Raw genomic sequence first — 12,785 nt, forward strand, 5'->3', positions numbered from 1 at the left:
GGGCGGGTCCAGGACTCCTGGACCCGCCCGGCGCCGTCGCGTACGCCCCTTTCCGCGGGGCCGTCCGTCATCCGTCACCCTCATCCGTCACCGTCACCGTCACCGTCATCCGTCACTTGGCCCGCATGACATCCGTCATGCGGATGTCACCACGGTCGACACTGCCGCCGCACCGCTCTGACCAGCAACGATGGTGCACATGACGACGACAGTGACCACCCCGGCGGACGCGGACGCCGTGCGGTTCGACGCGGTGACCAAGTCCTACGGCGACGTACGGGCCGTCGACGGCCTCAGCCTGACCCTGCGGCCGGGCGAGACCGTGGCCCTCCTCGGCCCCAACGGCGCGGGCAAGTCGACCACCCTCGACCTGCTGCTCGGCCTCAAGCGCCCCGACAGCGGCACGGTCGGCGTGTTCGGCACGGGCCCGCGCGAGGCGATCGCCGCGGGCCGCGTCGGGGCGATGCTGCAGAGCGGCGGCCTCATGGACGAGGTCTCCGTACGCGAACTGGTGCGCCTGGCCTGCGCTCTGCACCCGCGTCCGTACCGCGTGCACGACGTCCTCGCCCACGCGGGCATCACGCAGCTCGCCGACCGCCGGGTCGACAAGCTCTCCGGCGGCCAGGAGCAGCGCGTCCGGTTCGCGCTCGCCACCGCGGGGGCCAACGACATCATCGTCCTGGACGAGCCCACGACCGGCATGGACGTCAGCGCCCGGCAGGCCTTCTGGGCGACCATGCGGGAGCAGGCGGACCAGGGCCGCGCGGTGCTTTTCGCCACGCACTACCTGGAGGAGGCCGACGCGATCGCCGACCGCGTCCTGGTGCTGCACCGCGGCCGCCTCCTCGCCGACGGCACCGCCGCCGAGATCAAGGCCCGGGCGGGCGCCCGCAAGGTCAGCTTCGACCTGGACGAGCTGCGGGCCGGGGACGGCGGGGCCGCCGCCGGGCTGCGCCGGCTGCCGTTCGTCACCGCGCTCGACGTGTCCGGCCACACCGTCCGGCTCCAGTCCGCCGACGCCGACGCCACCGTCCACGCGCTGTACGGGCTCGGCCTCTACCCCCGCAACCTGGAGGTCGCGGACCTCGGCCTGGAGCAGGCCTTCGTCGCGATCACCGCGGCGGAGGAGGCGAAGGCGGCATGACCGGCCCCCGCCCCGCCCCGACGGCGGGCACCACCACGACCACGCGCGCGACCGGCACGACGCCCGCGCCCGCGACCACGTACGCGACGACGACCACGTACGCGACGACGACCACGCACGCGACGACGACCACGGACACAGGGATGACGACGAACACGGGTACGACGACGGCACGGCCGACCAGCGCGAGGAACCCGGGCACGGCCGCGGCGGGCCTGTCCTCCCTCGCCCTCGTCAAGCTGGAGATCAGGCGCACCCTGCGCAACCGGAAGTTCCTGTTCTTCTCGGTGCTGTTCCCGGCCCTGCTGTTCCTGATCACCGCGGGCGGGGAGAACGACGGCGCCACGGTGCCGGACAGCGGCCTGAGCGTGCCCGCGTACCTGATGGTGTCGATGGCGTCGTTCGGCGCGCTCACCGCCGTCCTGATGGGCAACAGCGAGCGCATCGCCAGGGAGCGGGAGAGCGGCTGGGTCCGCCAGCTCCGCCTGACCAGCCTGCCGGGCCGCGGCTACGTCCTCGCCAAGACGGCGAGCGCGGCCGTGATCAGCCTGCCGTCGATCCTCGTGGTCCTCGCCGCGGGCGGGCTCCTCAAGGGCGTCCGCCTCGACGCCTGGCAGTGGCTCGCGCTGACCGGCGCGATCTGGGCCGGCAGCCTGTGCTTCGCCGCGCTCGGCGTGGCCGTCGGCTACCTCGCGAACGGCGACACGGCCCGGCCCCTCGCGATGATCCTGTACTTCACCCTGTCGGTCCTGGGCGGCCTGTGGATGCCCGCCACCACCTTCCCGCACTGGCTCCAGACCCTCGGCGCGTGGCTGCCCACCCACGCCTACGCCGGGCTCGGCCGCGCCATCGAGCTCGGCGGCGCCCCGCACGCCAAGGACGTCGTGCTGCTCGTCGCGTACTTCGCGCTCTTCGCCGCGGGCGCCGCCTGGCTGTACCGGAAGGACACACTGAAGGCGTGAACGATCCACTGGACTGCGGCCGTCATCCCCTGCACATTTTCGGCAACCCCGTCATGAACCGCCGTCAGGCCCGGGTGAAGATGGGCTGGATCGGCATCTGGCTGGTCTTCATGGCCGCTCCCGTGCGGGACCTGCTCGACGGCGGCCGGTCGGGGACCGCGACCGCGCTCGGCTGGCTGGGCCTGGCCGCCTTCGTCGGCTGCTACCTGACCCTGGTCTTCCGGTACACGGCGCGGGTGCTCCACTGGGCCCGGGTGCACGCGACGCTCGGCGCGCTGGTGGCCCTCGCGGCGGCCCTGTCCGTCGCCATGGCCCCCGCCTGGCTCGGCCTGTGGGTGTACGTGTCGGTGTCCGCGGGCGCCGTCCTGCCCATGCGGCAGGCGGTCTGGGCGATCCCGGCCGTCACCGCGCTGATGCTCGCGATCGGCGTCGGCGCCCAGGGCGCGGGCCTGCTGGACCTGGCCGGCGGCCTCGGCGTGACCACCTTCCTGGTCGGCTTCGCCATGACCGGCGTACGCCACCTCGTCCGCACCACGGTCCAGCTCCGCCAGGCCCGCGCGACGGTCGCCCAGCTCGCCGCCAACGAGGAGCGGCTGCGCCTCGCCCGGGACCTGCACGACCTGCTCGGCCACTCGCTCTCGCTGATCACGCTGAAGAGCGAGCTGGCCGGGCGGATGCTGCCCGGCCACCCGGACCGGGCCGCCCAGCAGGTCGCCGACATCGAGCAGGTCAGCCGCCAGGCCCTGGTCGACGTCCGCGCGGCCGTCACCGGCTACCGCAGGCTCACCCTGCCCGGCCAGCTCGCGGGCGCCCGTACCGCGCTGACCGCCGCGGGCATCGAGGCCGCCGTGCCCCTGGAGGTGCCCGGCGCCGCGGCGCCGGACGAGGAGCGGGAGGCCGCGCTCGCCTGGGCGCTGCGCGAGGCCGTCACAAACGTCGTACGGCACAGCGGGGCGGAGCACTGCGCGGTGACGCTGCACCGCCGCCAGACCCTCGCCGGGCCCGTGCTCGAACTGGCCGTGGAGGACGACGGCGTGGGTCCCGCCCCCGGCTTCGGCCACGGCAACGGCCTGACCGGGCTGACCGAGCGCCTGGAGGCCGTCGGCGGCGTCCTGGAGGTGGCTTCCGGCCGCGGCGCTTCCGGCCGCGGAGCCTCCGGCCGCGGTGCCTCCGGCCGCGGTGCCTCCGGCCGCCGTGCCTCCGGCCGCGCCCGCACCGGCGGGGGCGGCTTCCGGCTCACCGCGCGCGTCCCGCTCGGCCCGGAGCCCGCCCGGGAGCAAGGCGCCGCGTCGTCCGCTCTAGGATCACCCGCATGACCACCGGCGCCCCAGGAACCCCCGTATGACCGGCGAGAGCCCCGCCCCGGCCCGTCCCGTGCGCGTGCTGCTCGCCGAGGACCAGTCCATGGTCCGCGAGGCGCTCGCGGCGCTGCTCGGCCTGGAGCCGGACATCGAGGTCGTCGCCCAGGCCGCGCGCGGCGACGAGGTCCTCGCCGCCGCCCGCGCCCACGCCGTGGACGTGGCGCTCCTGGACATCGAGATGCCCGGCCGCACGGGCATCGAGGCGGCGGCGGAGCTGCGCGCCGAGCTGCCCGGTGTGCGGGTCGTCGTGCTCACCACCTTCGGCCGCCCCGGCTACCTGCGCAGCGCCATGGAGGCCGGGGCCGCCGCCTTCCTGGTGAAGGACGCGCCCGCCGCCGAACTCGCCGACGCCGTACGCCGGGTCCTCGCGGGCGAGCGCGTCATCGACCCCACGCTCGCGGCGGCCGCCCTCGCCGAGGGCGCGAACCCGCTGACCGGCCGCGAGCGCGAGGTGCTGCGCGCCGCGGCCGACGGCGCCACCAACGCCGAGCTCGCCGCCGCCCTGCACCTGTCCCAGGGCACCGTCCGCAACTACCTGTCCACGGCCATCCAGAAGCTCGCGGCCCGCAACCGCGCCGAGGCCGTCAAGGTGGCCCGCGACAAGGGCTGGCTGTAGGGGAGCGCTCAGTTGAGCCGCGCCCGGGCCGCCCGCGCCTGGAGCCGCACCCGCTCCGCGTCCGCCTCGTCGGTGGCGGCCAGCGCGTCGGCGTAGGCGTCGAGGTCGGCGGCGCCGGCGCGGAAGTCCCCGCGCTCGACCAGGAGCCGGGCCCGGTCGTAGCGCAGCCGGTCCGCGGGCGCGGGCAGCAGCAGCGCCAGGTCGACCGCCCACAGGGCCACGTCCGTGCGCTCGGGCCGGGCGGCGGCCCAGGCGCGGATGCTGTTCAGGACCCGCAGGACGATGTCGCAGGGCCCGGCGGGCCGCAGCATCGCCGGTTCCAGCGGTGCCCCGGTGGCGCCCGCGACGATCACCCGTGCGTCCGTACAGCTCAGTAGGCGCCCTCCGGCGAACGGATCGGCCAGGACCGGCTCCTCGCACGCACGCGGGGCGCCGCAGGTGTCGTACGGGCCGCACCCCCGGCCCGCGTCCGCGTCCGGGCTGCCGAAGCCGACCACGAAGTGCCCGGGCAGGGCGACGCCGTAGACGGGGGCGCCCGCCCGCCGGGCCACCTCGATCCACACCACCGACAGCAGGATCGGCAGACCCCGTCCCCGCCGCACCACCCGGTGCAGCAGGGCCGACTCCAGGCGGTCGTAGTCACCGGGGCGGCCGGCGAACCCGCACCGCCCGCCGAGCAGGTCACCGAGTTCCGCGGCCCAGGCGCGCGGGCCGCCGGGGCTGCGGGGCAGGTGCCGCGCGAGCAGGTCGAGCCGGCGCCGCACCGCCGTCATCCCGCGCTCGTCGAGCGCGGGGTCCGCCTCCGTGCCGATCAGCAGGCACAGCAGCGCGAGGTCCGGCCGCTCGGCCCTGGCCTCGTCCGCGAAGGCCCGGCGCCAGCGGGTGTGCCGGGCGGGTCGGGGATGCATACGACGGTGTTGCCCGCCCCGAGGCTCCCCAAGCCCGCACCGGCGACGGGGGGCGCACGGGGGCGCGCCCCGCCCGGCGCCGGGGGAGGAGCCGCTCAGTTGAGCTTGGCCCGGGCCGCCCGCGCCTGGAGCCGGACCCGCTCCGCCGTCGTGGGCTCGATGGACTCGACGACGTCCGCGTACTCGTCGAGCCCGCGCGCCCCCTCCAGGAAGTCCCCGCGCTCGACGAGCAACTGGGCCCGCTCGTACCGCAGCCGCGCCGGGTGCGCCGGCAGCAGCAGCGACAGCTCCAGGGCCCACAGCGCCACATGGGAGCGCTCGGAGCGGGCGGCGGCCCAGGCGCGGATGTTGTTCAGGATGCGGAGCATGATGTTCAGCGGGTCGGCCGGGGCCAGCAGGGACGGGTTGAGCTTGCCGCCCGAGGTCTGCGCCACGAGCTGCGCGGCGTCCTCGCCGGTGAGCAGCCGCCCGCCGTTGAACGGGTCGGCGAGCACCTGCTCCGGCGTGCCGTACGCCTCCGCGTCGCCGAAGCCGACGACGAAGTGCCCGGGCAGGGCGACGCCGTGGACGGGGGCGCCCGCCCGCCGGGCCACCTCGATCCACACCACCGACAGCAGGATCGGCAGGCCGCGCCGGCGCCGCAGCACCTCGTGCAGCAGCGAGGACTCCAGGCGCTGGTAGTCGGTGGCCGTGCCGTGGAAGCCGTGCCGCCCGCCGAGCAGCTCGGACACCGCGGCCGCCCACTGCGCGGGCCCGCCGGGCCGGTAGGGGAGCTGCCCGGCGAGCGCGTCCAGCTCGATCTGCGCCGCGTCGATGCCCGCCTCGTCGAGCTGCGGGTCCGCCTCCCCGCTCAGCAGCAGGCACAGCAAGGACAGGTCGGGCCGCTCGGACCTGGCCTCGTCGGCGAACCTGCGCCGCCATTCACTGGACTTCGCGGGCTGTGCGCGCATCCGTGCCTCTGTCGTTTCTGTCTGGGCCCGGCCGGGCCGAGGGGTGGTGCCGGGGTGCTGCTTCCCGTGCTGTCTTCGTCGTACGCGTCGGCGCCGCCGGATGCGGACGCCCGGACGTCCGCGCCCGGCGGCGTCCGCCCGCTCAGGCGTCCGGCCGGCGGGGCTCCCTGTAGTGGTGATAACGGTGGTGGACGGAGAATCCCATCCCCGAGTACAGCGCCCGCGCCGCGTCGTTGTCCTCCTCCACCTGGAGCCACGCCGCTGACGCGCCCTCGTCGAGCGCGCGCCGCGCGAGCGCCGCCATCACGGCCGTGGCCAGCCCCTGCCGCCGGGCGTCGGGGTCCACCTCCACCGCCATGAACCCGGCCCAGCGGCCGTCGACCACGCACCGCCCGACGGCGGCGGGCACGCCCCCGTCGCCGGGCACGGCAGCGAACCACACCGAGGGCCCGCCCGTCAGCACCCGCACCACGTGCGGGCCCGGCTCCCCGGTGCGCCGGTACCGGCGCAGCCACGCCGCGTCGAGGTCCCGGGACAGCGCCACGCGCCCGGTGTCCGCGTCCAGGTCGCCGACCGGGGCGAGCGCGCCGATCCGCAGCTCGGCCGTCACCTCCCGCGCCCAGCCGCGCTCCTGGAGGTCCGCGCACAGTTGTTCCTGCGTGCCCTCGGCGCCGGTCGCGGTCTGCACGTACGCGGGCAGGCCGCGCTCCGCGTACCAACGCCGTACGTACGTCAGCGCGTCGTCCAGCGGCATCCCAGGACCGCCCAGGGGCAGCACGGAGTTGGCGCGCCGCGTGAAGCCCGCCCGCCGCCCGGCGGCGTCCCCGCCCCCAGCCGCCGCGGGCGCCACCGGACCGGCCGCGGACCGCAGTTCCCAGTCGCCGAGCCGCTCGCGCTCCACCGGCGTCCAGGCGCGCGCGGCGGCCCGCGACAGCTCCGCGAACGTCGCCGCGGGCCCCCGCCGGCGCGCGGGGGCCGCCGGTACGACCTTGCCCGCGACGAGGGTGTGCTCCGCGATGCGGACGCTCTGCCCGTCCCGGCGTGTGATCACCACCACACCGTCGTTCCACGATGTGAGAACGCCCACCGTGTCGGTGAACGCGCCGTCGGCCGCTCCACCATCGCTCAGGCGTCGGACGGAGACGCGTTTCCCCACGTCAGCAGGGGTGATGCGGACCTCAAGCCGTCCGCCCGCGGTGAATTCCACAGCTCTCTACGCCCCTCCTGTTCGGATCATGCCCGGGAACGGAGATACTAGGTGCGGGCATCGACGACGCCGCGCTCCCGCGCGCCAGGCGAGCGGAGCCTGAGGACGGCCCGCCAACGCCCGTATCGAGGAGGAACGACAGCGTGACCTACGTCATCGCGCAGCCTTGTGTCGACGTCAAGGACAAGGCGTGCATCGAGGAGTGCCCGGTCGACTGCATTTACGAGGGCAACCGGTCCTTGTACATCCACCCGGACGAATGCGTCGACTGCGGAGCCTGCGAACCGGTCTGCCCGGTCGAGGCGATCTTCTACGAGGACGACACTCCGGAGGAGTGGAAGGACTACTACAAGGCGAACGTCGAGTTCTTCGACGAGCTCGGGTCGCCCGGTGGCGCCAGCAAGCTCGGCCTGATCGAGCGCGACCACCCCTTCGTCGCAGCGCTGCCGCCGCAGAACCAGTAAGCGGCCCCGCCGGCGCCGCCCCGGTCCCGTACGGCCATGGCCGCTGTACGGGGCCGGGGCATTTGTACACGTACGACTCACTGCCTGGAGCCATCCCGTGCCAGCCGTCCCGGGCCGTCCGCCCGCCCACCGCCCCGCCGACGCGACGCTGCGCGGCCGTCTGCCCGACTTCCCCTGGGACAGGCTCGAACCGTACAAGGCGACGGCGGCCGCCCACCCCGACGGCATCGTCGACCTCTCCGTCGGGACCCCGGTCGACCCGGTGCCCGAGGAGGTGCAGAAGGCGCTGGTCGCGGCCGCCGACTCGCCCGGCTACCCGACGGTGTGGGGCACCCCCGAGCTGCGCGACGCGATCACCGGCTGGTGCGGGCGCCGCCTGGGCGCCCGCGGCCTCACCCACCACAACGTCCTGCCGATCGTCGGCTCCAAGGAGCTCGTCGCCTGGCTGCCCACCCAGCTCGGCCTCGGCCCCGGCGACGTGGTGGCGTACCCGCGCCTGGCGTACCCGACGTACGAGGTCGGCGCCCGCCTTGCCGGTGCCGGGCACGTCACCTACGAGGACCCGCTGGACCTCGACCCCACGCACCTGAGGCTCCTGTGGCTCAACTCGCCCTCCAACCCCACGGGCCGTGTCCTGTCAAAGGACACCCTGGCCCGGGTCGTGGCGTGGGCCCGTGAGCACGGCGTCCTGCTGGCCAGCGACGAGTGCTACCTGGAGCTGGGCTGGGAGGCCGACCCGGCCTCGGTCCTGCACCCGGACGTGTGCGGCGGCTCGTACGAGGGCGTCGTGGCGGTGCACTCCCTCTCCAAGCGCTCGAACCTCGCGGGCTACCGCGCGGCCTTCCTCGCCGGCGACGCCGCCGTCCTCGGCGACCTGCTCCAGATCCGCAAGCACGGCGGCATGATGACCTCGGCCCCGACGCAGGCCGCCGTGGTCGCGGCCCTCGGGGACGACGTCCACGTCCACGCCCAGCGCGAGCGCTACGCCGCCCGCCGCGCCGCGCTCCGCGGGGCCCTGCTGCGGCACGGCTTCCGCATCGAGCACAGCGAGGCGAGCCTGTACCTGTGGGCCACCCGCGACGAGTCCTGCTGGGACACGGTCGCCCACCTGGCCTCCCTCGGCATCCTCGTGGCCCCGGGCGACTTCTACGGCGAGGCGGGCGAGCGGTTCGTCCGCGTGGCGATGACGGCGACGGACGAGCGGGTGGCGGCGGCGGTGGCCCGCCTGGGCTGAGCGGCCGGACGGCGGCCCGCCCGGGGCGGTCCGGGCGGCGGTCCGCCGTGAACGGCGCGAAGGGGTGCGGGGAGCCGTGTGGCTCCCCGCACCCCTTCGCGCGTACCCGACCTGGAGGGGTCAGTTCAGCGGCAGGGACTTCACCGGGAGCTGCTGCGCCGGCAGGTTCTTGCCCGTGGCGTCGCCCAGGACCTCGCCGGCCCCCTCGGTCACGTCGTCGGCGGCGCCCTTCGCGGCGGGCGCCATGGTCTTCGCGCTCTTGCCGACCGTCTTCCCGGCCGTGGGCACGCCCTTCTTGACGGCCTTGCTGCCGGTGTCCGCGGCCGCGCCGCTGGCCTTCTGCGCCGCGCCGTCGACCGTGTCGCCCAGGCTGCCCGGGTCGACGGCGGAGAGCCCGCCCAGCTTGGACGCGCCCGGCAGGTCGGCGGCGTTCGCGGAGCCGGCCGCACCGACCACGGGTGCCGCTCCCGCCGCAACCAGCAGCGCGGCACGGGCGATCCGACGGGTCAGGGGGAGGGACATGATGCTCCTTAGCGGGAGTGGAAGGTGATGTGTGCCGGCCGGAGGACGTCCGGCGTTCAGACGCAGTGACTACCGCTCGAAGTCCCTGAAAGTTGCGGTGGGGCAACGTAAAGAGTTGGTAATGCGTCGCATTATCGGCTGCGGATAAATTCGGGCAAACACTCTGAGCGGAAAGGCGCCCGCGGGGTATCAACCACTGTTCTCCGCAGGGGAATTGGAGCTCCCGTCCGGTACGTCCCCGACCCCCCGCGGTGCGTCGGACGGCGGGGTCGGGCGTCCCTCGTTCGAGGGGTCGTCCGCACTACTGCCCAGCGACGATTCGGACGTCGCGCACACCCGCCCGGGCCCCCGCCGCCCCGGAGTCCGCCGTCCGCCACGCGTCCCCCGCGTCCCCGGCGCGCCACTCCAGACCCGCGTACGACACCCGCGCGATGCCCAGCGCCGAGGCGTTGGCCACCGCCCAGTGCGCCAGCTCCCAGCCGCGGTGCGGGGTGCCGCCGCCGGGCGGGCCGGCTGCCGTCCGGGTGACCGGGACGCGGACCGTGCGCCCCCGCGCGGGCGCGTGTTCGGGCAGGACCTCCCGCCCGAAGTCCCGCACCAGCGCCCGCCGCACCCGCCGGGGGCCACCCGCCGCGGCGCCCGGGCCCCCCTCGCAGGTCAGCGTCGCGGAGGTGCGCCCGGTGAGCGCCGCGGCGAGCAGCACCGCGTCCGGCTCGTGCTTCGCGTACGCCTGCGGGAAGCCGCTGCGCTGCACGCGCTGGGCGGCGACCGTCAGGGGCAGCCGCGAGTAGCCCGGCACCTTCCCGAGGTGGTCGTAGAACCGCACCGAGGCGTACACCGGGTCCATGATCTGCCGCGCGGTGCCCCAGCCCTGCGAGGGGCGCTGCTGGAACAGGCCCAGCGAATCGCGGTCGCCGTGGCGGATGTTGCGCAGCCCCGACTCCTGGAGCGCGGTCGCCAGGGCGATGGCCACCGCGCGCTCCGGCATGCCGCGCCGGGTGCCGACGGCGGCGACGGTCGCGGCGTTGGCGGCCTGCTCCGCGGCCATCTCGTAGCGCGCCCCGTCGCCGTTGCCCGACACCACCGCGCACCGGGGCGCGGAGCGGCTGCCGGAGACGTACTGCACCACCACATAGGCCACGACGGCGAGCAGGACGGCGAGGGCCGCCCCGGTGCGCGGGAGGCGGCTGCGCCGTACGAAAGGGGACGGCTCGGACACGCGCACCAAGGTACTGGAGCGCACCGACCGTGCCGGCGCGAATACGGAAGGAGACCGTCCGCCGGTACGGGCGCGGCGGCGGGCGCTTGCGGGCGGAGGGTGGCGGGCGCTTCGGAGCGGAGGGTGGCGGGTGCTTCGGGGCGGAGAGTTAGGGTCGGGGCCATGGACCGAACCACCGCCCCCGCACCGCTGGACCTCACGGCCGACGCCGCCGCGCTGACCGCCGCGCTCGTCGACTTCCCGTCGCCCAGCGGCGAGGAGAAGGCCCTCGCGGACGCCATCGAGACCGCGCTGCGCGCCCTGCCGCACCTGACGGTCGACCGGCACGGGAACAACGTGGTCGCGCGCACGCACCTCGGCCGCGCCGAGCGCGTGGTCCTGGCCGGCCACATCGACACCGTGCCGATCGCCGGGAACGTGCCCTCGCGCCTGGACGAGGACGGCGTGCTGTGGGGCTGCGGCACCTGCGACATGAAGTCGGGCGTCGCGGTCCAGCTCCGCATCGCGCAGACCGTGCGCGAACCCAACCGCGACCTCACCTTCGTGTTCTACGACAACGAGGAGGTCGCCGCCCACCTCAACGGCCTGGGGCACCTCGCCGAGGCCCACCCGGAGTGGCTCGCGGGCGACTTCGCGGTGCTCCTGGAGCCCACCGACGGCCAGGTCGAGGGCGGCTGCCAGGGGACCCTCCGGGTCCACCTCAAGACCAGGGGGGAGCGCGCGCACTCCGCGCGCGCGTGGATGGGCTCCAACGCGATCCACGCGGCCGCCCCGATCTTCGCGAAGCTCGCCGCGTACGAGCCGCGCAAGCCCGTCGTCGACGGCCTGGAGTACCACGAGGGCCTCAACGCCGTCGGCATCGAGGGCGGCGTCGCCACCAACGTCATCCCCGACTCCTGCACGGTGGTCGTCAACTTCCGCTACGCCCCGGACCGCACGCCCGAGGAGGCGGAGGCCTTCGTCCGGGAGTACTTCGCCGACTGCGGCGTCGACGAGTTCGTCGTGGACGACCACTCGGGCGGCGCGCGCCCCGGCCTCGACCACCCCGTGGCTGCGGCCTTCATGGCGGCCGTCGGGGGCGAGGCCCGGCCCAAGTTCGGCTGGACCGACGTGTCCCGCTTCAGCGCCCTCGGCGTGCCCGCGGTGAACTACAGCCCCGGCAACCCGCTGCTCGCCCACAAGGTGGACGAGCGCGTCCAGGCCTCGCTGATCCCCGAGGCGGAGGCCCGGCTGCGCGCCTGGCTCACCTCCTGACCCCTTCCCGGGCCCCGCAGGCCTTGGGGAATTACGCCGCTCGTAACGCCCGTAGACCTACGCTGAAGTGGCACAACGAGTGAGCCGCAGCCGGGCCGGGCAACCGGTCCGGGTCCGGCCGTCAGCGGAAGGGGATGTTCATGGGCAATCCGGAAGCGCAGGGTCCGCCGGAGGAGCAGCGCCTGGGGCCGGTGGTGCGGCGCCGTGAACAGATCACGCCCGGGACCACCGACCAGCGGCTCCTCGACACCGAGGGCGGCGACGCGGAGTGGGTGCACACCGACCCCTGGCGCGTCATGCGCATCCAGTCCGAGTTCGTCGAGGGCTTCGGCGCCCTCGCCGAACTCCCGAGCGCCATCAGCGTCTTCGGCTCGGCCCGCACCCGCCCCGGCACCCCCGAGTACGAGGCGGGCGTGCGCATCGGCAAGGCGCTCGTGGAGGCGGGCTTCGCGGTGATCACCGGCGGCGGGCCCGGCGCGATGGAGGCCGCCAACAAGGGCGCCCGCGACGCCCAGGGCGTCTCCGTCGGGCTCGGCATCGAGCTGCCCTTCGAGCAGGGGCTCAACCCGCACGTCGACATCGGCGTCAACTTCCGCTACTTCTTCGTCCGCAAGACGATGTTCGTGAAGTACGCGCAGGGGTTCGTGGTACTGCCCGGCGGCCTCGGCACCCTCGACGAGCTCTTCGAGGCACTCACCCTCGTCCAGACCCGCAAGGTCACCCGCTTCCCCATCGTCCTCTTCGGCTCCGCCTACTGGGGCGGCCTGGTCGACTGGCTCCGCGACACGGTGGTGGCCCAGGGCAAGGCCTCCGAGCACGACCTGATGCTGTTCCACGTCACGGACGAGGTCGAGGAGGCGGTCAGCCTGGTCACCAAGGAGGTGAGCGGCTGACCCACCGCGACGCCGGACGGGAGGATGTCAGCCTGTCCGGCGTTTGAGGAC

13 protein-coding genes are annotated in these 12,785 nt (G+C 75.0%); 8 read left to right on the forward strand and 5 right to left on the reverse strand.

Going from position 1 to position 12,785, the window contains the following annotated elements; genetic code table 11:
- Window positions 1-199 precede the first annotated feature (199 nt).
- From IE330_RS17595 to IE330_RS17610, 4 genes are all read left to right on the forward strand, one after another.
- A complete protein-coding gene (locus tag IE330_RS17595) occupies window positions 200-1,144 on the forward strand; it encodes an ABC transporter ATP-binding protein (protein WP_229925721.1) in 945 nt (314 codons plus the stop codon).
- Between the two features lie 143 nt (window positions 1,145-1,287).
- On the forward strand, window positions 1,288-2,106 hold the full coding sequence (locus IE330_RS17600; RefSeq protein WP_190137027.1) for an ABC transporter permease: 819 nt from the start codon (window positions 1,288-1,290) through the stop codon (window positions 2,104-2,106).
- A gap of 53 nt (window positions 2,107-2,159) precedes the next feature.
- Entirely contained in the window at window positions 2,160-3,422 is a 1,263-nt protein-coding gene (locus tag IE330_RS17605; RefSeq protein WP_190137028.1) for a sensor histidine kinase, read from the forward strand.
- A gap of 25 nt (window positions 3,423-3,447) precedes the next feature.
- The gene (locus tag IE330_RS17610; protein WP_190136986.1) at window positions 3,448-4,083 is read left to right on the forward strand and encodes a response regulator transcription factor; all 636 of its coding nucleotides are present in this window, start codon (window positions 3,448-3,450) and stop codon (window positions 4,081-4,083) included.
- 8 nt (window positions 4,084-4,091) lie between these two features.
- On the opposite strand, the gene IE330_RS17615 is transcribed toward IE330_RS17610, so the two are convergent.
- From IE330_RS17615 to IE330_RS17625, 3 genes are all read right to left on the reverse strand, one after another.
- Window positions 4,092-4,991: a transglutaminase family protein gene (locus IE330_RS17615; protein ID WP_190136987.1), complete on the reverse strand. Its 900-nt coding sequence runs from the start codon at window positions 4,989-4,991 to the stop codon at window positions 4,092-4,094.
- Window positions 4,992-5,086: 95 nt separating this feature from the next.
- Window positions 5,087-5,941, reverse strand: coding sequence for a transglutaminase-like domain-containing protein (locus IE330_RS17620; RefSeq protein ID WP_190136988.1), 855 nt, complete (start codon window positions 5,939-5,941; stop codon window positions 5,087-5,089).
- A gap of 142 nt (window positions 5,942-6,083) precedes the next feature.
- A complete protein-coding gene (locus IE330_RS17625) occupies window positions 6,084-7,148 on the reverse strand; it encodes a GNAT family N-acetyltransferase (RefSeq protein ID WP_190136989.1) in 1,065 nt (354 codons plus the stop codon).
- 143 nt (window positions 7,149-7,291) lie between these two features.
- Here IE330_RS17625 and fdxA point away from each other — a divergent pair, with 143 nt between their 5' ends.
- Together fdxA and IE330_RS17635 are read left to right on the forward strand one after the other, a co-directional pair.
- Window positions 7,292-7,612 (forward strand): ferredoxin, encoded by a 321-nt coding sequence (gene fdxA / locus IE330_RS17630; RefSeq protein ID WP_030686520.1) that lies wholly within the window; start codon window positions 7,292-7,294, stop codon window positions 7,610-7,612.
- Between the two features lie 148 nt (window positions 7,613-7,760).
- The gene (locus IE330_RS17635) at window positions 7,761-8,846 is read left to right on the forward strand and encodes a bifunctional succinyldiaminopimelate transaminase/glutamate-prephenate aminotransferase (protein WP_190137029.1); all 1,086 of its coding nucleotides are present in this window, start codon (window positions 7,761-7,763) and stop codon (window positions 8,844-8,846) included.
- Between the two features lie 120 nt (window positions 8,847-8,966).
- Here the strand turns inward: IE330_RS17635 and IE330_RS17640 are convergent, their stop codons facing one another.
- Window positions 8,967-9,368, reverse strand: coding sequence for an ATP-binding protein (locus IE330_RS17640; RefSeq protein WP_190136990.1), 402 nt, complete (start codon window positions 9,366-9,368; stop codon window positions 8,967-8,969).
- 301 nt (window positions 9,369-9,669) lie between these two features.
- Window positions 9,670-10,587 (reverse strand): heavy metal transporter, encoded by a 918-nt coding sequence (locus IE330_RS17645; protein WP_190136991.1) that lies wholly within the window; start codon window positions 10,585-10,587, stop codon window positions 9,670-9,672.
- A gap of 162 nt (window positions 10,588-10,749) precedes the next feature.
- Between IE330_RS17645 and dapE the strand changes: the two genes are divergently transcribed.
- Both dapE and IE330_RS17655 read left to right on the forward strand, forming a co-directional pair.
- Window positions 10,750-11,841, forward strand: coding sequence for a succinyl-diaminopimelate desuccinylase (gene dapE / locus IE330_RS17650; protein ID WP_190136992.1), 1,092 nt, complete (start codon window positions 10,750-10,752; stop codon window positions 11,839-11,841).
- A gap of 140 nt (window positions 11,842-11,981) precedes the next feature.
- Window positions 11,982-12,734, forward strand: a complete 753-nt coding sequence (locus IE330_RS17655) for an LOG family protein (RefSeq protein ID WP_190136993.1) — start codon at window positions 11,982-11,984, stop codon at window positions 12,732-12,734.
- Window positions 12,735-12,785: the final 51 nt, after the last annotated feature.

It is taken from the genome of Streptomyces longispororuber, assembly GCF_014656095.1.
GTDB lineage: Bacteria > Actinomycetota > Actinomycetes > Streptomycetales > Streptomycetaceae > Streptomyces > Streptomyces longispororuber.

Coding starts and splice junctions, on each gene's coding strand:
- IE330_RS17655 (WP_190136993.1), top strand. CDS start 11,982: ATGGGCAATCCGGAAGCGCAGGGTCCGCCGGAGGAGCAGCGCCTGGGG.
- IE330_RS17595 (WP_229925721.1), top strand. CDS start 200: ATGACGACGACAGTGACCACCCCGGCGGACGCGGACGCCGTGCGGTTC.
- IE330_RS17640 (WP_190136990.1), bottom strand. CDS start 9,368: ATGTCCCTCCCCCTGACCCGTCGGATCGCCCGTGCCGCGCTGCTGGTT.
- IE330_RS17600 (WP_190137027.1), top strand. CDS start 1,288: ATGACGACGAACACGGGTACGACGACGGCACGGCCGACCAGCGCGAGG.
- dapE (WP_190136992.1), top strand. CDS start 10,750: ATGGACCGAACCACCGCCCCCGCACCGCTGGACCTCACGGCCGACGCC.
- IE330_RS17605 (WP_190137028.1), top strand. CDS start 2,160: ATGAACCGCCGTCAGGCCCGGGTGAAGATGGGCTGGATCGGCATCTGG.
- IE330_RS17615 (WP_190136987.1), bottom strand. CDS start 4,991: ATGCATCCCCGACCCGCCCGGCACACCCGCTGGCGCCGGGCCTTCGCG.
- IE330_RS17610 (WP_190136986.1), top strand. CDS start 3,448: ATGACCGGCGAGAGCCCCGCCCCGGCCCGTCCCGTGCGCGTGCTGCTC.
- IE330_RS17620 (WP_190136988.1), bottom strand. CDS start 5,941: ATGCGCGCACAGCCCGCGAAGTCCAGTGAATGGCGGCGCAGGTTCGCC.